13 protein-coding genes, 7 tRNA genes and 1 pseudogene are annotated in these 20,723 nt (G+C 53.3%); 1 reads left to right on the forward strand and 20 read right to left on the reverse strand.

All coding sequences use genetic code 11. The features are described from left to right. Positions 1 to 4: 4 nt before the first annotated feature. From HY272_02945 to HY272_02960, 4 genes and pseudogenes are all read right to left on the reverse strand, one after another. On the reverse strand, positions 5 to 2,014 hold the full coding sequence (locus HY272_02945) for an ABC transporter ATP-binding protein (GenBank protein MBI3771647.1): 2,010 nt from the start codon (positions 2,012 to 2,014) through the stop codon (positions 5 to 7). 6 nt (positions 2,015 to 2,020) lie between these two features. After that, a pseudogene (locus HY272_02950) lies at positions 2,021 to 3,423 on the reverse strand (ABC transporter permease). Further along, on the reverse strand, positions 3,420 to 4,397 hold the full coding sequence (locus tag HY272_02955) for an ABC transporter permease (GenBank protein MBI3771648.1): 978 nt from the start codon (positions 4,395 to 4,397) through the stop codon (positions 3,420 to 3,422). Before HY272_02955 ends, HY272_02950 begins: the two are co-directional and overlap by 4 nt. A 4-nt stretch (positions 4,398 to 4,401) precedes the next feature. After that, positions 4,402 to 6,606: an ABC transporter substrate-binding protein gene (locus tag HY272_02960; GenBank protein MBI3771649.1), complete on the reverse strand. Its 2,205-nt coding sequence runs from the start codon at positions 6,604 to 6,606 to the stop codon at positions 4,402 to 4,404. A 195-nt stretch (positions 6,607 to 6,801) separates the two neighbouring features. Here HY272_02960 and HY272_02965 point away from each other — a divergent pair, with 195 nt between their 5' ends. After that, the gene (locus HY272_02965) at positions 6,802 to 7,587 is read left to right on the forward strand and encodes an enoyl-ACP reductase (protein MBI3771650.1); all 786 of its coding nucleotides are present in this window, start codon (positions 6,802 to 6,804) and stop codon (positions 7,585 to 7,587) included. Between the two features lie 113 nt (positions 7,588 to 7,700). On the opposite strand, the gene HY272_02970 is transcribed toward HY272_02965, so the two are convergent. The 16 genes from HY272_02970 to aroC all read right to left on the reverse strand — a co-directional run bounded on the left by HY272_02970 (position 7,701) and on the right by aroC (position 20,685). After that, positions 7,701 to 9,620, reverse strand: a complete 1,920-nt coding sequence (locus tag HY272_02970; protein MBI3771651.1) for a SurA N-terminal domain-containing protein — start codon at positions 9,618 to 9,620, stop codon at positions 7,701 to 7,703. A 90-nt stretch (positions 9,621 to 9,710) separates the two neighbouring features. Beyond that, positions 9,711 to 9,787: transfer RNA gene (locus HY272_02975), tRNA-Asp, on the reverse strand. Between the two features lie 20 nt (positions 9,788 to 9,807). Continuing rightward, positions 9,808 to 9,883: transfer RNA gene (locus HY272_02980), tRNA-Val, on the reverse strand. Positions 9,884 to 9,899: 16 nt separating this feature from the next. Beyond that, positions 9,900 to 10,172 carry an HU family DNA-binding protein gene (locus HY272_02985; protein MBI3771652.1) on the reverse strand — a complete coding sequence of 91 codons (273 nt, stop codon included), beginning with the start codon at positions 10,170 to 10,172 and terminating at the stop codon, positions 9,900 to 9,902. A 307-nt stretch (positions 10,173 to 10,479) separates the two neighbouring features. Beyond that, entirely contained in the window at positions 10,480 to 12,930 is a 2,451-nt protein-coding gene (lon, locus tag HY272_02990) for an endopeptidase La (GenBank protein MBI3771653.1), read from the reverse strand. Positions 12,931 to 13,083: 153 nt separating this feature from the next. Then, positions 13,084 to 14,379: an ATP-dependent Clp protease ATP-binding subunit ClpX gene (clpX, locus tag HY272_02995; GenBank protein ID MBI3771654.1), complete on the reverse strand. Its 1,296-nt coding sequence runs from the start codon at positions 14,377 to 14,379 to the stop codon at positions 13,084 to 13,086. Positions 14,380 to 14,452: 73 nt separating this feature from the next. Continuing rightward, positions 14,453 to 15,070 carry an ATP-dependent Clp endopeptidase proteolytic subunit ClpP gene (gene clpP / locus HY272_03000; protein MBI3771655.1) on the reverse strand — a complete coding sequence of 206 codons (618 nt, stop codon included), beginning with the start codon at positions 15,068 to 15,070 and terminating at the stop codon, positions 14,453 to 14,455. A 79-nt stretch (positions 15,071 to 15,149) separates the two neighbouring features. Continuing rightward, positions 15,150 to 16,457 carry a trigger factor gene (locus tag HY272_03005; protein ID MBI3771656.1) on the reverse strand — a complete coding sequence of 436 codons (1,308 nt, stop codon included), beginning with the start codon at positions 16,455 to 16,457 and terminating at the stop codon, positions 15,150 to 15,152. A gap of 71 nt (positions 16,458 to 16,528) precedes the next feature. Further along, positions 16,529 to 16,613, reverse strand: a tRNA-Leu gene (locus tag HY272_03010). A gap of 110 nt (positions 16,614 to 16,723) precedes the next feature. Further along, entirely contained in the window at positions 16,724 to 17,785 is a 1,062-nt protein-coding gene (locus HY272_03015) for a GGDEF domain-containing protein (protein MBI3771657.1), read from the reverse strand. A 92-nt stretch (positions 17,786 to 17,877) separates the two neighbouring features. Then, positions 17,878 to 17,953: transfer RNA gene (locus HY272_03020), tRNA-Lys, on the reverse strand. A gap of 6 nt (positions 17,954 to 17,959) precedes the next feature. Then, positions 17,960 to 18,035, reverse strand: a tRNA-His gene (locus HY272_03025). A 49-nt stretch (positions 18,036 to 18,084) separates the two neighbouring features. Beyond that, a tRNA-Arg gene (locus HY272_03030) sits at positions 18,085 to 18,161 on the reverse strand. Positions 18,162 to 18,229: 68 nt separating this feature from the next. Continuing rightward, positions 18,230 to 18,306: transfer RNA gene (locus HY272_03035), tRNA-Pro, on the reverse strand. 92 nt (positions 18,307 to 18,398) lie between these two features. Then, positions 18,399 to 19,559: an MFS transporter gene (locus HY272_03040; protein MBI3771658.1), complete on the reverse strand. Its 1,161-nt coding sequence runs from the start codon at positions 19,557 to 19,559 to the stop codon at positions 18,399 to 18,401. Positions 19,560 to 19,575: 16 nt separating this feature from the next. Next, positions 19,576 to 20,685: a chorismate synthase gene (aroC, locus tag HY272_03045; protein MBI3771659.1), complete on the reverse strand. Its 1,110-nt coding sequence runs from the start codon at positions 20,683 to 20,685 to the stop codon at positions 19,576 to 19,578. Positions 20,686 to 20,723 lie beyond the last annotated feature (38 nt).

Below are 20,723 nucleotides of genomic sequence, written 5' to 3' on the forward strand. Positions count from 1 at the left end.
AGTATCAATATAGATGACACCTCACCAGATGCCCTTCCCCATGCTGTGTAGCATCCGGGTACTTTTCCTTACATTCTGGCTTAACGAAACGACAACGCGGATGGAAATAACAGCCGCTGGGTGGATTGACAGGCGATGGGATGTCGCCTTCGAGGCGAACAATTTCACGTTGGGTTTGCGGATCAATCGTTGGCACGGCGGAGAGTAGCGCCTGGGTATAGGGGTGTTTTGGATTTTCCAAAACATCTTTGACGCTGCCCTGCTCAACGATGCGACCTAAGTACATCACGGCAACTTCATGGGCGAGATAGGCGACGACGGAGATATTGTGTGTAATAAACAAAAATGAAAGTCCGAGCTCGCCTTGCAGTTTTTCCAGCAGGTTGAGGATTTGTGCCTGCACGGAAACATCCAGCGCGCTGGTGGGCTCATCACAGACAATCAATTTTGGATTCACTGCTAACGCTCGGGCGATGCAAATGCGTTGCCGTTGACCACCGGAAAATTCGTGCGGATAGCGGTGACGCATTTCAGCAGAGAGACCGACATGTTCAAGCAAGGCATCGACACGGGCGCGGCGCTTTTGGGTATCGGGTTCGATGCTTTGAGCGATCATACCTTCTTCGATAATGTCGCCGACCATCATTCGTGGATTCATCGATGAGAACGGGTCCTGGAAAATGATCTGAAAATCGGCGCGCTTGCGGCGCAGGGCTTCGCCGTGCAGCGTGCCGAGATTTTCACCTTCAAACAACACTTCACCACCCGTCGGCCTGATCAGTTGCAGGATGGCTTTGCCAGCGGTGGTTTTACCGCAACCGGACTCGCCGACCAGGGCGACGGTGCGACCTTTGTTGATGCGCAATGAGACGCCATCAACCGCATGGACGTGGCCGACAATGTTCTTGAACAACCCCTTCCGAATCGGGAAATGCACCTTGAGATCATTAACGACGAGCAGTTCGCCACTGCCCTGTTCACTATGACGGGCATGCGCCTCCACAACCTTGGTGCTGACAACGGTCTGCGGCCGGGAGGCGGCGAACTTGGCATCATATAAATGGCAGCGTACGCCGTGATCGCCCGGTTGCAGCCAGGCAGGGATGGTATCGCGGCAAACCTGCCAGGCAAAGTCACAGCGCGCCTCAAAACGGCAGCAGTTGAATTCCTTGTCCAGTGACGGCACGGAGCCGCGGATGATATCCAGCTTCTGGCCCCGCTTGGCCATGGTTGGCAGGGAGTCGAACAGCTTTTTGCTATAGGGGTGCTGGGGATTGGCGAAGAAGTCGGCCTTGGTGGCCTGCTCGACGATCTGCCCGGCATACATGACGGCGACGCGGTCGGCCATTTCGGCGACGACGCCGAGGTCATGAGTGATGAGCATAATGGCCATGCCGGTATCACGTTGCAGCTGACGCAGCAAACTGAGCACCTGGGCCTGAATGGTGACATCCAGCGCGGTAGTGGGTTCATCGGCGATCAACAGATCCGGCTCCCCGGCAAGGGCGATAGCGATCATGACACGCTGTTTCATGCCGCCGGAGAGCTGGTGAGGGTATTCATCGATGCGCTGCTCCGGCGACGAGATACCGACAGCCTTGAGCAGTTCCACCACCCGTTGCCGCGCCTTGGCCCCGCTTAAACCTTTGTGGCGCTGGAGCGTCTCACCGATTTGTTGGCCGACAGTAAGCACGGGGTTGAGCGAGGTCATCGGCTCCTGGAAGATCATGGCAATGCGGTTGCCCCGCACGTTGCGCATATTGGCTTCGGAGAGTTCGAGCAGATTCTTGCCTTCGAGCATGACCTGACCGCCGGCGATACGACCCGCCGGTTGCGGCACCAGTTGCATGATGGAGAGCGACGTTATCGATTTGCCACAACCGGACTCGCCAAGCAAGGCGAAGGTTTCGCCGCGCTGAATATCGAAACTGATGCCGTCGACGGCGCGCACAGTGGTGACACCGGCTGAGAACCAGGTTTTAAGATCGCGCACACTCAATAACGATGTATTCATGCTGCATCACTTCCGCAAACGTGGATCGAAGGCATCGCGCACTGCATCCGAAAACAGATTGGCGGCCAATACCAGAATAAACATAAAGATAAAGGCCGCCGACAGCGACCACATACCATGGGTTCACGCGCCATCTCCAGACGGGCACCGTTGATCATATTGCCCCAGCTGTTCATGGTGGGATCGACGCCGACACCGACGTAGGACAACACCGCCTCAGCCAGCACCAAGCCGGAGAAATCAAGCACCACCGAGATCATGACAATGTGCATGACATTCGGCAGCAGGTGGCGGGTCATAATCTTGAATTTGCTAACACCAAAGGCAACAGCCGCTTCAATATAATCCACCTCGCGCAGCTTCATGGTCTCACCACGTAACATGCGGCAAAGGCCGGTCCAACTGGTGATACCGAGGATGATACAGAGAAACACAAGACGAATATCCGCACGGGCGGCATCGGTATCGAACATATCCGGGTTATTGGCCATATAGACCTGTAACATCAGCACGGCGGCGGCGATCAATAACACGCCGGGGATGGAGTTCAGGGTGGTGTAGAGATATTGCACTACATCATCGACCCAGCCTTTGAGATAGCCGGCGGTAATTCCAAGCATCACCGCAAACGGCAACATCACTAGTGTCGTTAATGTACCAATCGCAAGGCCGGTACGAATACTCTTGAGCGCTTGATAAAACACATCCTGGCCGACCATGTCAGTACCCAGAATGTGATATTTGGTGCTCAATATTAGGGACCATGTAAGAATCACTATTACAACGGTTGCCGTACCGAGAATCACATGCCAAGGAATTTCCAGCTGCCCGCGCCCGATGCGTTTTAAAATGACTGCTGTTGTCTGGTTGTGACGATGCGCAATCGATATGGCAACGGCTATCACTAATGTCAATGAAATCAACAGACCCGTAATGATGGCAATCGCACTCCGCTGCAAAATATCTCCGCTTCGATCCACCTCAGGATTTTGCAAGTGCGCGCCACCGTAGCGCAAACGCGGGAAAACACGTTGCTGCGTGCCATCGGACAACTCGACGGTTTCCTTGGTAAAGGCATAAGCAGCGAATGGTGCGGAATAGGTCTTTTCCACACCCGCCTTCAACGGCCAGACAATAACATCAAGTATGCTTAATACTTCACCAGAGTAGACCATCTCACCGTTGACATCCTTATCCGGCAAGGACTGACGAAAGTGCACACAATCCAGCAAGCCTATCGCAACATAAGCCACCAACACCACCAGTGAGGCCATCCCCATTTTGCTGCGCGCCACCAGGCGCCACGGTGCACGCAGATGTTCCTTGCCACGGGCATAAATCACACCTGCAATCACGGTCACTACCAACAGGAAGATCAAGGCATCGGTCCAGAGGAATACCATCTTCATTGCAGACGTATCCTCGGATCGACCAGGGTGTAGGAAATATCGGTCAGAATCAGCCCAATGATACAGAGCACTGAACCCAGGAACACCATTGCCCGTACAATTGCAAAATCCTGACTATTAATGGCATCAATCGTGTAACTGCCCAACCCAGGGATACCGAAGAAAGATTCCGTTATCAAACTTCCCATGAACAGCAGCGGCAATACCGCAACCACACCGGTAAGGATCGGAATCATGGCATTCTTGAGCACATGGCGGAATAATACAGTGAGTTCCGGCACCCCCTTGGCGCGCGCAGTACGCACATAGTCCTTGCCGATCTCTTCTAGAAAAATGGTGCGATACCAGCGCGTGCTACCGCCAATACCCGATGCAATGCCGATAATCACCGGTAAAACAATAAACTTCACTGCCTCGGTTCCGACGTCATAACCCGAGACGGGCACCAGATGCAGTAATTTACCAACCAGATATTGCCCACCAATGATATAAAACATCGACGACACCGACATTAATACTACAGACAACACCACACCCCATACGTCGATATAGGTGGCACGGAAAAACGCAACCAACATCGCAAAAGTGACATAAACGAATAAGCCAATCACTAAACTAGGCAAAGCAATTGCCAAACTCGGCCACATACGCCTGCTGATGTCATAACCAATTTCACGGCCGCTGTCAGAGGTGCCAAATTGAAAAACAAACAACTTGACCGATTTGTCAAAAAAGATGGTATCGGTCACTGCTGCCGATCCCTGCGCTTGCGCGTTATAGAAGAGCGGCTTGTCGTAACCATGCTCAGCCTTCCAATTCTCAATCGCCGCAGGAGTAACGTGTTTCATCCCCAGCTGCATACGCGCCATATTATCCGGACTGTTGACGACAAAAAATAAGGCAAACGTAATCAGATTGACGCCGATCAGAATCGGAATCGCGTACAGGATGCGGCGGATGATGTAGGCAAACACGACCTTAACTTCCACTCACCGTGTGACGAGGATGATGCTCTTTACGCCGATACACCATCACCGCAGGCACTGTTCCCAATATCAATAGCCCGCCAATCAGCCACAAAGGCCAGACGATGGGGTGATTCCAGTCGCGCCGCAATCTGGCACGCTGCTCGGAATCGATCCGCCGGTACTTCAGCGAATTATTCGCCATCAGATTCGGCTTCACATTCTTATACCAACCGTGATACAGCGAATAGGACTTAGGATGGAAGCCCCACAACCATGGCGCATCACGGCGCACGATCTCGACCATACGGTCGATTATCAACTGGCGTTGTGGACTGTTGTCCATATTTTTCATTTGCTCGAATAAGTGGTCAAATTCAGGATTATCGTAATTGGCAGTATTCTCCCCTCCGTGCTTAACTTTGCCATTGGGGCCATAAAGCAGAAACAGGAAATTCTCAGGATCTGGGTAATCGGCGTTCCAGCCCCAGATGAACAGCTGAGCATTTCCAGTGCGTATCTTGTCCTGAAAACGATTGTAATCAGTATCGCGAATATCCAGTTGGATATCGAGCTTTCTAAACTGCTTGCGAAACCATTCAAACATCGACTTTGATTCTGGACCGGAACCGGTGGCGTCGAAATACAATACCAAAGGCTTCCCTGTCATTGAATCTGTCCCACCGGCATAACCGGCCTCGGCCAACAATCGCTTGGCATAAGCAATCGATTTACGCTGTGGAGCGCCGTTATGCCAATCATAGACAGCGCGATTAACACCGGCCTCGCCGTCAACATAGCCGAAGATTCCCGGTGGGATCGGCCCCTGTGCTGAGATACCACGACCATTGCGAAAAATCGAAATGAACTCTTCGTAATCCACTGCAATCGATACTGCTTGCCGTAATTTGCGTGCACGTTCACTGTTACCACCGATCACGGGATCAAGCATGTTGATGCCAAGATACATGCTTGAAGTCGCCACCGCTGTCGCCAGACCGATCCCCTTTTCCTGCATCTGCTCTGTCAGGCTCACCTCGCCGCCGGACCCAATACGCACCGCCTGGTCGAAACTATCGGTGCTAATACCAGAGGTATCATAGTAACCCTGTAAGAATTTGGTCCAATAGGGAATCGTTTCCTTTTCCAGATTGAACACTACCTTCTCCACAAATGGCATCGGCTTACCCGCATCTTGCAACAACCCGCGCTCGGCATCCCCGGCTTCACCTTCACTGGGGTAGGCCTCGCCATGAAAACTGGGATTGCGCTCCAGGACCATCCGTAAATTTGGATTATTCTCCGTCAGCATGTACGGACCGGTACCGATCGGATACCAATCGAGACTGATATTGCGTTCCTGCATCCCGGGCTGGCTATAAAAGCGATCCGCCTCCGGCGGCATCGGCGCGAAAAACGGCATCGCCATCCAGTACAACAGCTGCGGATATTTGCCCTTGACGGTAATGCGATAGGTGTACCGATCAACCACTTCAACACCCGTCAGCGGATACTTCTCAAGATCAAGATACGCCGGTTCAGCATCCGTCTTTGACTTCGCACCATCGTAGGCTTGTTGCAACGTCTTGGCATAATCGCCCAGCCCAACAATGTACTCGCTCATGATGCCCAATATTGGCGAGTGCAAGCCGGGATGCGCCAATCGTTTGAGCTGATAGACGTAATCCGCCGCCACCAGTTCACGAGTACCGGTCTGCGGAAAATCTGCCAAGGTATGTATCTTGGCCAAATCCTGTGACGTTAAATGATGATAGAGATATTCACCCTGCGTGTTGCGTGCCAGCGCCGGATGCGGTTGATACATGATTCCCGGCTTGATCTGAATTTCATACACGCTGCGCGCCACCGCTGCCGCTGGGGCATCGGCAGATAATTTCCGCCCTTGTGCATCAAAAAATTCCGGCACCGGTACAGCGGTAGTCGTCGCCGGAATCAGTGTGTAGGGACGTTTAAGGAAATGATATTGCAGTGGCGGTTCATAAATCTGAGCGATGAACTCATATTCCACCGCACTATAGGAACGCGCCGGATCGAGATGCTTGGGACGTTCCTCAAAAGAAGAATAGAGAATATTTTTGCGGGCATCGGCGTCAGGATAGGGATTGTTCAGCGCCTCGCTGCCGCAACCCGAGATCATCAGCGCCAGCACTGCAAGCAGCAATCCATTCCAACCAAAACAGCGGTTCAATATCGTCATTGCCCCAGATTTCCCACAACCTGTCATAAGGTATCAAAATCAGCAGCCTGTGTAACTGGCCGTCTACGGTTACAGCATCGGCCAAGCGGTGTATCATAGCGGTTTAGGGACTTTCGCCACCACGCCAAATCCGGTATTTTTAACGACAACCGGCGTGGCGATGGCCACCGCATATCACAATAAGGGACAACAGCTATGGGATTTTTACAAGGTAAACGTGCATTGATCGTCGGCCTGGCCAGCACCCGCTCGATCGCATGGGGCATCGCCCAAGCCATGAAGCGTGAAGGCGCCGAACTGGCGCTCACTTACCAAAACGATAAACTGCGCGAACGTGTCGAAAAGATGGGCGCCGAACTCGATACCGATATCACCATTGAATGTGACGTCAGCAGCGACGAACAAATCGAGGCTGTATTCAACCACCTGGACGATTTCTGGGATCACGTCGACATTATCATCCACTCCGTCGCCTACGCCCCCCGCGAAACGCTGGAAGGCGATTATCTCGACGCCGTCAGCCGCGAAGGCTTCCGCGTGGCCCATGACATCAGCTCCTACAGCTTTGCGGCGCTGGCCAAAGCCGGCCGCAACATGATGGAAGGCCGCAATGGCGCCCTCCTCACCCTGAGCTACCTGGGCGCCGAACGGGCCATGCCGAATTACAACGTCATGGGCCTGGCCAAGGCCAGCCTTGAAGCCAATGTCCGCTATATGGCTAACAGCCTCGGTCCAGATGGCATCCGCGTCAACAGCATCTCCGCCGGCCCGATCAAAACCCTGGCTGCCGCCGGTATCGGCGACTTCCGTTCCATGCTGCATCACGTCGAAAAATATGCCCCAATGCGCCGCAACGTCACCATCGAAGACGTCGGCAATACCGCCGCGTTCCTCTGCTCCGACCTGGCGGCGGGCATCACTGGCGAAAATATCTATGTCGATAGCGGATACAACATTATTGGGATGGCGTATGGAGACTAAATCAGGAAAAAGATAAAAGGGAAAAGAATATGTGCCGGCCTGCGGTCGGCGATTAAAAGGGTTGAAGTGCATTAGCATTCCAACCCTTTTATCTTTCCCCTTTCCCCTGCTATTTAGAAATTCTCCGGGTATTCCTTGATGTCTGCTTTCTTCTTCAGCGCATTCTGGGCACCCATAATTTCCGAGATTGCGATTGCGTTTTGACGCTGCTTGTTCAATTCCTGCTTCTGAGCCTCATCAATCTTGACTAGATCAGCATCAACAACTGCGAAGACTCCAATCAAGGCATAATCGCCAGATGAAAGCGCCTTGCCATTAAACGAAGGCTTACCCCCCTCCGGCCGCGGCATACGGAATGCTGCTGTTAGCACTTCGAGATTGGTAACACCGCTACCACGCTGCACCAAGCCCAGGGACTGCCAAATCAATGCCTCAGCCTTGACCACATCCGCTGGCTTGACGTCTGCCGCCGCCTTTAACTTAGCCAACAATGCCTCACCAACACGTTTGGCTTCGGCTTCAGCCTTATCCTGACGCAGCTGCGCCATCACTTCAGTTTTTACCTCGTCCAAGGTGCGCTGTTTCTCTGGGAAGTGCTCATTCATGCGCAACACGATGACGTGATTCGGTCCAATCTCGACTGGCTCGCTATTATTGCCGTGCAACACATCCTCGGAAAACGCTGCATCTTTCACCTTGGGATCCAAGGCAAGATCACCCAAACCATCACGGGAAAACGCTGGCGTCGTCTTGATCGGCAATTGCAATTGCTTTGCTGTCGGCTCCAGACTATCTGGAGTCTCATAACTTAGATTAGACAACTGCTCGCTACGATCAAAGAACAATTCCTCTGCTTCGCGCTGGCGATAATCATGCTCCAATTGTGCACGCACCTCGGCATAAGGCTTCACCTTGCCTGCCTTGATATCAAGCAATTGAACCAAATGATATCCATAACGTGTTTTTACAGGCTCACTGATTTGATTTTTGCTCAATGCAAACGCTGCTTGCGCAAATGCAGGATCCATCATCGCATCACGACTCAGGAAACCAAGGTCACCACCACTCGCCGCCGAACCGACATCGTTCGAATACTTCTTCGCCATCTCGACAAAATTGGCTCCACCGCGAATCTGTTTCAAAACATCCGCCGCTTGAGACCCCGCCTTCTTGAACGCCGCCTCGTCAGAACCCTGCGCTTCAAACAGGATATGCCGCACTTTACGCTCTTCAGGTGAACCAAAATCACCTTGACGCTCTTTATATAGTTCTTGAATCGCTTCTTCAGTTACTTTTACCTGCGACATCAAATCCACCGCCGACAATTCAATGTAACTGATGCTTACCCGTTCAGGAGCAACGAATTTTTTAGGATTGGCATCGTAGTATTTTTGTAGTTCAGCATCGCTGATTTGCACAGTGCTCATGAACTTGGCCACCGGCACCACGGCATAGCCAAGATCACGGCGTTGCTGCTGCAAATTCAGGATGCGATCACGCTCCGCCGGAGTCACCCACGACGTCAGGGCAACCCCAGCCCGATATTGATTGACCAATTCATCCCGGCGCAGCTTGGCCTCAAACCCGCTCGCAGTGGCCCCCTGCTGGCGCAGGAATTGGTCATAAAGATTGTGATCAAAGTGGCCACCCGTGGTGAACCCTTCATAGCCCTGGATTTGCTGACGAATCCATTGGTCACTGACACGATAAGCTGCATCCTGCGCCGACTTGAAGATCAACTGTTCATTGATCAGGCTCTGCAATATATTTTTCTTGAACTCGGCATCATTGGGAATCAATTGATTGATATCGGCACCGGCCGGCAGCATCGCCTGCAAGCGGGCACGTTCTCTCTGGTAGGCTTGCTGAAAGTCACTCTGCGAAATCTTCTCACCATCGACACTCGCCACCGGCACTTTGGGATCGGGGCCAAAATAAGCGTCCCAGGCAAAGGCTGCCAACGCCAAAATCAGCATCCCTATGATCACGATCGCTATCCAGCTTTGCGCTCTGTCTCGAATGGCCTGTAACATGATGTTTATCCTTACCCGTTGTTCGACGATGTCCCCAGATGCCAAAAAGGGCGCACGCTGACCCAGCGATGCACCCTTAGGCAGAATAAATGGCGGAGTGGACGGGACTCGAACCCGCGACCCCCGGCGTGACAGGCCGGTATTCTAACCGACTGAACTACCACTCCGCACTTTAAAACTTGTGTTCTGGTGGGTGCTGAGGGGATCGAACCCCCGACATTCGCCTTGTAAGGGCGACGCTCTCCCAGCTGAGCTAAGCACCCTGGGCAAAAAGAGCCGCTATTTTACGGCATCCTTGAGCGCCTTACCAGCCTTAAATGCAGGAATTTTTGCCGCTGCAATCTCGATGGTGGCGCCAGTTTGGGGATTACGGCCGGTACGTGCCGCCCGCTCGCGGACGGTAAAGGTGCCAAAACCCACCAAGGCGACATCCTGTTCCTTTTTCAGCGAATCGGAAATAGCCGCCATCACACCGTCCACAGCCCGACCTGCTTCCGCACGCGTCATGTCAGCATAATCCGCTACAGCATCAATCAATTCTTGTTTATTCATTTGAGCAAACTCCTCTTTAAATAGTCTTTATGATTCAGCATCTCGCCTCAGCAATTTTAATTGTCTGCCGGGCCCACCCTCACAATGAATCACCATGATCTTCAGTCACGAAGACATCACCAATATGTCCTAAGGACACGCAAATGTTTGAATTTAGTGGCGACCCTTATCGGAACGAATTTGCAACTCTCGGCCCAACTTATCTAACACTTCACCGAGCATCACTTGGTTATCTTATCGCCAAGAAGTTCCGCAAGGGGTGAACTTATAGCAATTCACTTCACTTGATGTCAAGCAAAACGCGCGTCTAATGATGACGCACGCGATCTTGTTTCCCTTTTTTGCTTTTATTAGCAACAACTTTGCCCGCAATTTCAGAAACAGATTTTGCTTTTTCCTTGGAGACCGGCATATGTTTTAATGCCAACTCCAACACTTCATCAATCCATTTCACGGGCCGAATCTCGAGTTGATCCTTAATATTCTCCGGTATCTCCGTGAGATCACGCTTGTTTTCCGCCGGGATCAACACCATGCGAATACCACCGCGATGTGCTGCCAATAATTTTTCTTTTAAGCCACCGATCGGCAACACTTCACCACGCAAAGTAATCTCACCCGTCATTGCCACATCGGCACGCACTGGAATCTGCGTCAATGCCGATACCAACGCCGTACACATGCCAATACCCGCACTTGGACCATCTTTTGGAATTGCACCTTCAGGCACATGAATATGTACGTCATTTTTCTGATAAAACTCTAAATCGATACCTAGACGCTCCGTACGGCTACGTACCACCGTCATCGCCGCCTGCACCGATTCTTGCATAACATCACCTAATTGTCCGGTGATCGTCAGCTTGCCTTTACCAGGGACCACGGCAGATTCTATCGTCAACAAATCACCGCCGACTTCAGTCCAGGCCAATCCTGTGACTTGACCGATTTGATCTTTCTCTTCTGCCTGACCATAACGGAAACGCTTCACACCCAGATATTGTTCCAGGTTCCGTGAAGTCACCGAAATCCGTTTCTTCGACTTGCCTTTTTTCAGCAAGATGCTTTTCACCACCTTGCGGCAGATCTTGGAAATCTCGCGCTCCAAACTGCGCACGCCTGCTTCGCGCGTATAGAAACGAACGATGTCGCGAATCGCTGCCTCATTAACACTAATCTCATCAGGTTTGAGACCAGTGGCCTCAATTTGCTTCGTCAGCAAATAACGTTGCGCAATATTGACCTTCTCATCCTCGGTATAACCCGAGATGCGAATCACTTCCATGCGGTCAAGCAGCGGCCCAGGAATATTGAGACTATTGGCCGTCGCCACAAACATCACTTCCGACAGGTCATAGTCGACTTCCAGGTAGTGATCGTTAAAAGTGTGATTTTGCTCCGGGTCCAGCACCTCGAGCAGCGCCGACGAAGGATCACCCCGGAAATCCATCGACATCTTATCGACTTCATCCAGCAGGAATAACGGATTACGGGTACCTACTTTTGCCATGTTTTGCACAATCTTGCCCGGCATCGAACCAATATAGGTACGGCGATGACCGCGGATCTCAGCCTCGTCACGCACGCCACCCAGTGACATACGCACGAATTCACGATTTGTTGCCCGCGCAATGGAACGGCCCAGGGAAGTCTTACCAACACCTGGCGGCCCGACCAAACACAATACCGGTCCCTTGAGCTTGTTCACGCGTTGTTGAACTGCAAGGTATTCGAGGATGCGTTCTTTGACCCGATCCAACCCGTAATGATCGGCCTCGAGAATAGCCTCAGCCGCTGCCAAATCATTCTTGATCTTGGTACGTTTCTTCCAGGGCACATTGACCATCCAGTCAATGTAGTTGCGCACCACGGTCGCCTCAGCAGACATCGGCGACATCATTTTCAATTTATTCAATTCAGCCTGAGCCTTGGTCTTGGCTTCTTTGCTCATCCCGGCCTTTTCAATCTTCTTGCCAAGATCCTCGATTTCGTTCGGAGCATTTTCCATGTCGCCGAGTTCTTTCTGAATGGCTTTCATCTGTTCATTCAAATAGTACTCACGCTGACTCTTTTCCATTTGCCGCTTGACGCGGCCACGAATCCGCTTTTCCACCTGCAACAGATCGATTTCAGATTCCAGGACGCCCATCATTTTTTCGACGCGCTCGCGCACACTCACCAACTCGAGAATGACTTGCTTCTCGTCAATCTTGAGCGACATATGGGCAGCGATGGTATCTACCAAACGGCCGTCATCTTCAATACCCGCCAAGGAAGACAGAATTTCAGGTGGCACTTTACTATTGAGCTTGACGTATTGTTCAAACTGATTGAGTAGCGAACGACTCAGGACTCCCGCTTCACGCTCATTCAAGGGCGCCGCCGGCAACACCTCTACCTTGGCCGTGAAGAAAGGTTCCTGATTGACATATTCACCGATCTGCGCCCGTTCGACCCCTTCCACCAATACCTTGATGGTGCCGTCCGGCAACTTCAACAACTGCAAAATATTCGACAAGGTTCCGATGTGATAGATATCGTCCGGACCTGGATCATCCAGCGAGGCGCTACGCTGTGCTACCAAAAGGATCTGTTTTTCGGTCTCCATCGCCGACTCAAGGGCCCGAATCGATTTTTCGCGCCCCACAAACAATGGAATCACCATATGGGGATAAACAACCACATCACGCAGCGGTAACACCGGCAACACTTTGCTGCGTGTTAGCTTTGTATCGTGACTCTGCGGATTTTTTTCCATATCTGTTTAGCCGCCTCTTAGCTAATGGGATTTCTGCTCTGCAACATCTAGGGAAGCAAACTGGAACTTGTTAGCACCGACCACCCCAGCGACGTCAGTGCCTCTAGAGATAGAGGCCCTCCCTGGGAATTTCAAGCCCCAGGGCGGCCCATTTTAATTATTCGCCGTCTTTGCCGACGGTTGCACTTGTTCGCTCTGATCGTAGATCAGGATCGGTTTCGATTCGCCGCCGATCACACCTTCGTCGATCACCACCTTGGAAACATTATCCAGCGAGGGTAAATCGTACATGGTATCCAGCAGGACATGTTCGAGAATGGAGCGCAAGCCACGAGCCCCCGTCTTACGGTCCATCGCCTTGCGGGCGATAGCACGTAGCGCATCCTCACGGAACTCAACTTCGCAGCCCTCCATCTCAAACAATTTTATGTACTGTTTGGTAATGGAATTCCTGGGTTCCGTCAGGATCTGAATCAAGGCATCTTCATCCAGCTCGTTGAGCGTCGCCACTACCGGCAAACGGCCGACAAATTCAGGAATCAAACCGAACTTAATCAGGTCTTCCGGCTCTACCTGATGCAATAGCTCGCTATCCCGCTTCTTGTCGATTTTGCTCTTCACTTCCGCCGAGAAGCCTATCCCGCCCTTCTCGGAACGATCACGGATAATGCGCTCCAGGCCGGCAAACGCACCCCCGCAAATAAACAGGATGTTGGAGGTATTCACCTGCAAAAATTCCTGTTGCGGATGTTTACGGCCTCCTTGCGGCGGCACAGACGCCACCGTGCCTTCGATTAATTTCAATAACGCCTGTTGCACACCTTCGCCGGAGACATCACGGGTGATCGAGGGGTTGTCAGACTTACGGGAAATCTTGTCGATTTCGTCGATGTAGACGATACCCGTTTGCGCCTTCTCGACATCGTAATCACACTTCTGGAGCAATTTCTGAATGATGTTTTCGACATCCTCACCGACATAACCCGCTTCCGTCAGCGTGGTGGCGTCGGCGATGGTAAACGGCACCTCAAGCAGACGTGCCAAAGTCTCGGCCAGCAAGGTCTTACCGCTCCCGGTGGGACCGATCAACAGGATGTTGCTCTTGGCCAGCTCGACCTCATCCTTTTTCTGACTCTGCCCCACTTCCAGGCGCTTGTAGTGGTTATAAACCGCTACGGAGAGCACCTTTTTGGCGCGTTCCTGGCCCACCACATATTCATCCAGAATGGCATTGATCTCGCGTGGCGTCGGCAGCTTGCGCCCCTTACCGACCGCAGAGCTTTCCTGTAATTCCTCACGAATAATATCGTTACAGAGTTCCACGCACTCATCGCAGACAAACACCGAAGGACCGGCGATCAGCTTGCGTACTTCATGCTGGCTCTTGCCGCAGAAGGAACAGTAGAGCAGTTTCTTGCCCTCGTCACCCTTGTTTCTATCGTCGCTCATGCCGTTACCTCACACGCTGGACCGAGTCTCTGTGTAAACTTAAGCAAAATCCGTTCCTGTTTCATCCAATCCCTTAGCCACGCTGGGTCAAGACGGTATCGATCAAACCGTATTCGGCAGCCTGCTCACCACTCATGAAATTGTCGCGATCAGTGTCGTTGGCGATTTTCTCCAACGGTTGCCCTGTATGGTTAGACAAGATTTTATTCAGACGTTCCCGTACCAGCAAAATCTCGCGGGCGTGAATGTCAATATCCGAGGCCTGACCCTGGAAACCGCCCAGCGGCTGATGGATCATGATCCGGGAGTGAGGAAGGCTGTGGCGCTTGCCTGCCGCGCCCCCGGCCAGCAACAAAGCCCCCATGCTGGCGGCCAAGCCGATGCACATGGTGCTGATGTCAGGCTTGATAAACTGCATGGTGTCATAAATCGCCAGGCCCGCGGAGACCGAACCGCCAGGCGAGTTGATATACAGGTGAATATCTTTGTCAGGATTCTCTGACTCGAGAAACAGCAACTGGGCCACGATTAGATTCGCCATATGATCTTCCACCGGCCCCGTCAAGAAAATAACGCGTTCCTTGAGCAGACGGGAGTAAATGTCATAGGCCCGTTCGCCGCGAGCGGTCTGCTCGACGACCATGGGCACCAAAGTAGCGGTAATTTCGCGATTTGCTCCGCCCTTAAACATATTATCGGCCATTAATCTCATTCCCTTTAGATGGCAATTCTTAAGTTGTTTGTATAACAATTTGTTTTTAAAACAATTTCTAGGCGCGCCCCGGCTCGGCCATCACTGCATCAAAGCCTTTGGTGACAGTCTCGACCTTCGCCTGGGACAGCAACCATTCGATCACTTGGTCTTCCAGAACCAAGGCCTCGACCCCGCTCAGGCGGGAACGATCCTTTTGATACCACTCTATCACAGCTGATGGATCTTCATAGCTGGCGGCCAAGGCATCGATACGGGCGCGCACGCGTTCTGGATCGGCCCGGAATCCCTGGGCACGGACCAGTTCTCCGACCAGCAATCCGAGCGCAACCCGACGGCGGGCACCTTCGATAAAGACAGCGCGGATTTCATCGGTGACTGGCTGCTGACCCTGCATGCCCATACTTTGACGGGCCTGATCGGCCATCTGCTGAATTTCGGTTTCCACCAGGGCACTCGGCAGCGCAATCGGGTTGGCGGCCAACAGCTTGTCCAGGGCATCCTGCTTCACCTGATTGGACAGGGTTTGATCCAGCTCACGCTGCATGCTGTCGTGCACATCTTTACGCAGCGCTGCCAAGCCACCTTCAGTCACGCCCAGGGAGCGCAAGAATTCGGGATCTTCCAGCGACGGCAACTTTGGCCCTTCGATCCGTTGCACGGTAACGGAGAATATGGCGGCTTTACCTGCCAATTCCTGGTTTTGATAGGCTTGAGGGAAGGTGACAGCCACTTCACGATGCTCACCGAGTTTGGCGCCAATCACTTGCTCCTCGAAACCTGCGATAAAGCGCTTGGAACCCAATACCAGCGGATAGGACTTACCCTCACCACCGGCAAAGACTTCACCATTGATCCGGCCGAGAAAATCGATGGTCACGCGATCGCCGTCTTGCGCCGCACGATCGGCATTTTCCCAGGCTGCGCGTTGTTTGCGCAGTTTATCGATCATGTTATCGACATCGCTATCAGCAATAGTCGTCGTTATTTTGTTGACAGTGAAATTGCTCGGAATCTGCACCTTCACTTCAGGATAAACTTCAAAGGTTGCAGTGAAGGACAATTTATCGTCACCGGAAGCGCTCAGCTCCAACTTGGGGGCGCCCGCAGGACGCAGATTTTCGCGCTGCACCGCTTCGTAAAACGCACGACTGGTCAGATCGGCTTCGACTTCCTGCCGCACCTGAGCACCGTAATGCTGCTTCACGACCTTGAGCGGTACCTTGCCCGGACGGAAACCTGCCAGCCGGATACGTCCGGCCATCGACTTCAGGCGTTGCTCCACTTCCTGCACAACGCGCTCGGCGGGGACTTCCAGCGTCAAACGACGCTCCAAACCTTCTACTGACTTCACTGATGCTTGCATGTTCATTCCTCAGGGCCTGATGGCCAACATTCGATGAATTTGTGATTACTAAAGAATTGGCAGTTATCAAATGGTGCGAAAGGAGAGACTCGAACTCTCACGAGCTAGCCCGCTGGAACCTAAATCCAGTGCGTCTACCAATTCCGCCACTTTCGCAATCAACCTTTGATACCGCTCTATGGGTGGTCTGTATTATACAGATAGACGCTCGCGGGGTAACCCCGAGCGGCAAATTTCTGTCACTGCTGCACGCCTTGGGCAAAACATCATTTTTCCCCACACCCAACGCGCCCCCGCCCCGCTCGCTTGGCCTGATACAGGGCTTGATCGGCGCGATTGATCCAGTCACGAGGCTCATCCCCCTTTGCCAGCTCTGCCACCCCGATCGATATCGATAGCGGAATCGCTGTCCCCTCCTCGAGACCGAGATCCACGGCCTTGATCACGGCCAGGACGCGCTTAGCGAGCATCTCACCATCGTTGAGATGCGTATCCTGCAGGATGACGGCAAATTCGTCGCCACCAAAACGGCAGACGTAATCACCTTTGCGCGGAAATGTTTTTTGCAATGCCTCGGCCACGGCCAGGATGGCCCGGTCACCCGCACTATGGCCCCAGGTATCGTTAATTTTTTTGAAATAATCGACATCAATCAGCAACAGACAGGCTGTCTGGCCGGAAAACAAGCTGAGCTGAATAGTCTTGCCCAGCAATTCATCGAACGAGGATCGGTTATAGAGGCGCGTCATCGGATCAAGCGCCATTTCCTGTTGCGCACGCAACAGTTCACTGCGCATGCGTGTGAGCTGTGCACCCAATTCCTCCAACTGCATACGCTGCCGCCGTTTACGATCTTCCAGCGTGCGGGCGATGATCACGACGGCCGCCACCACTTCATTGCGCAACTCGTCGATGGAGTCGGTTTCCACTGCATTGCGCAACCGATCCAGATGCACGGTCACTTCCTGATCTGAACTTTGCTCGTCGCGAAATGCTTCCCGCAAACCCTGAATCACCACCCAGATCATTTGCCGGAAATCACCGAGCCGCGTGACGGTGTAATCATGTTCGCGGCGCAGTAATTTGATGGCAAAATCGCGCGCGTGATCCCAGGCGGGCGTTACCGAGTCCACTTCTGTCGGGGGTTGCTTGCCATGTTGCAGATGATCTACCCACTGCTGACAGAGACGCGTGATTTCCTCGGCATCCTGCATTTCACTCGCCGCATGCGCGATGGCTTGCAATACTTCAATAAAAGCGATTTCCGCCGGATGGTGCGATGAGCGGGCGACTGATCCGGAACTGTTTTTCGATTTATCTTTGGCCATCCGTGCCTGCTGAGCTGAAGCGCGACAGCGCCGCGACACCGACAGCATAGCATTCGAGTAAAACGCGAGGGAACCACTACTTGCGAGAAAATTGGTGGGCCGTGCAGGGGTCGAACCTGCGACCAACTGATTAAGAGTCAGCTGCTCTACCAACTGAGCTAACGGCCCAAAAGATGGGGTGAGCGATGGGGATCGAACCCACGACAACCGGAATCACAATCCGGGGCTCTACCGACTGAGTTACGCCCACCATCGATACCTTGTTGCCTGAAGTAGTCGAAACCGCTACCGGAAGAAGATGGCGCGCCCGGCAGGATTCGAACCTGCTACCCTCGGCTTAGAAGGCCGATGCTCTATCCAATTGAGCTACGGGCGCGTGGTTCGCAGACTTACCCGCTTCCGACGCTAACCCGACCCTGGCGCTTACCACACCAATCCGGAATTTGGTCGGGGTAGAGGGATTTGAACCCCCGACATCCTGCTCCCAAAACAGGCGCGCTACCAGACTGCGCTATACCCCGATTTCGCACCTTCGTCGCCTTGCGGCATGCTACTGGCGTAAAGGGCGCCATGATACCCGGCGAGGATAAGCTCGTCAACGGAAACAATGGCGTCAATCTTCATGGCCAGGTTCAGTCAAATAGCGCCAGGCCACGACACAGGCCACGGCACTCACCCCGGCCGCGATCAGAAACATCACCGCGGGTCCGCTGTGGCTCCAGACATAGCCACTGCCAAAGCTCCCCACCGCCCCGCCAGCACCGAAACTGAGGCTGCTGTAGAGGGCCTGGCCACGCCCCTGAAACCGGCCGACGAACAAGCGATGGATCAGGTGGATGGCCACTGCGTGGCAGACGCCAAAGCTGGCGGCGTGCAAAACCTGGGCAAAGAGGATGATCGCCAGCTGGTCAGGAAATAAGGCGATCAACACCCAGCGTAGACTGGCCAGCCCCAGGCTCCCTATCATCAGCCGCCGTGCACCGAGACGTGGCATCAATCGCGCCATGAACAAAAACACTACGATTTCGGCCATCACCCCCAACCCCCAGAGCTGGCCGATCAAACTGCGGCTATAACCATGATCTTCGAGATAAATAGTGAAAAAGGTGTAATATGGCCCGTGACTCAACTGCATCAGGAAACAGACACCCAACAGCGCCAACACCGGCGGTTGCCGCAAGACCAACAAAATCGAACCATGATGATGGGCAATGGGGGATTCACGTTCTTCGGGCACCCACAGACTGGCGAGAAAAATCGCCAGCAACATCGGCAAAATCACTTGCGGCAACAATCCGGTATCGAACTTATCCAGCGCTGGCCCCAGCGCCATGACCGCTGCGATGAATCCAATCGAACCCCAGAGTCGAATCGCGCTATAACCATGCGAGTGTGCGCCGAGGTGGCGCATGGTGGTGGCTTCGAATTGCGGCAAGACGGCGTTCCAGAAAAAACTGAACACGCACATCACCAGCGCCATCCAGCCATAACTTTGCCCGATAAAAACGGCACTAAATGCGACCAACGCACAGAAGGTGCCAACACGAACAATTAGCATTCGTCGTCCGCTGTGATCGGCCAGCCAACCCCAGACATTGGGCGCGACGATTTTAGTGGCGAGGGTGATGGCCATTAATTCGCCGATCTCTGCCGGACTGAAACCGAGCGACTTGAGGTACAGCGTCCAATAGGGAACAAAGGCGCCGATGGAAGCGAAGAAAAACAGATAAAACATCGACAGTCGCCAATACGGCACTGAAGCGTTTGCCACCATTAGCCGAAGGCCCCGCTCAGGGTTTGGAAATCGGACTCGCCGGAATTACCGGTGTCGCCGAACGCACATCGAGATTTTGCGCGCGGTGGCGCAAGGCGTGATCCATCAACACGATGGCGAGCATTGCCTCGGCGATGGGCGTGGCGCGAATCCCGACACAAGGATCGTGGCGGCCAGTGGTGATCACTTCCACCGGCTCGCCTCGCACATTGACGCTACGCCCAGGCAGACGAATGCTGGAGGTGGGTTTGAGTGCAATGCTGACGACGATATCCTGACCGCTGGAAATTCCGCCCAGCACGCCACCGGCGTGATTACTGAGAAACCCCTGTGGCGTCATTTCATCGCGATGCTCGGTGCCCTTTTGCTCGACGGCGGCAAAGCCGGAACCGATTTCGACACCCTTCACTGCATTAATGCACATCATCGCATACGCGATGTCGGCATCGAGGCGATCGAAGATCGGTTCGCCGAGACCAGGGAACATGCCTGTCGCCACAACATTGATCCGCGCTCCGATGGAATTACCTTCTTTGCGGAGCGCATCCATGTACTTTTCCATCTCTGCCACTTTGCCCGCATCGGGACAGAAGAAGGGATTTTGTTCTACCACTGACCAGTCAAACTGCTCGGCCTTGATCGGGCCTAACTGCGCCAGGTAACCGCGAATCTCAATGCCATAACGTGATTTGAGATATTTCTTGGCAATTGCGCCGGCCGCGACACGCATCGCCGTTTCACGGGCAGAGGAACGGCCGCCACCGCGATAATCGCGAATGCCGTATTTTTGCTGATAGACGTAATCGGCGTGACCGGGACAGAAACGGTCCATGATGTCGGAGTAATCTTTGGAGCGCTGGTCGGTGTTGTGAATCAGCAGACCAATCGGCGTGCCGGTGGTCTTGCCTTCGAAGACACCGGACAGGATTTGCACCTTATCTTCTTCACGGCGCTGCGTGGTGTGACGCGAGGTGCCGGGTTTGCGCCGATCGAGATCGTGTTGCAAATCGGCTTCGCTGAGTTCCAATCCCGGCGGGCAACCATCGACAATACAGCCCAAAGCCGGGCCATGACTTTCGCCGAAGCCGGTAACGGTAAACAGTTTGCCAATCGTATTGCCAGACATGCGACTATTGTAGCGGGTTCATGTGCTCAATGGAAAAT

The sequence above is a fragment of the Gammaproteobacteria bacterium genome (genome assembly GCA_016200485.1).
In the GTDB taxonomy this organism is placed as follows: domain Bacteria; phylum Pseudomonadota; class Gammaproteobacteria; order Tenderiales; family Tenderiaceae; genus JACQEP01.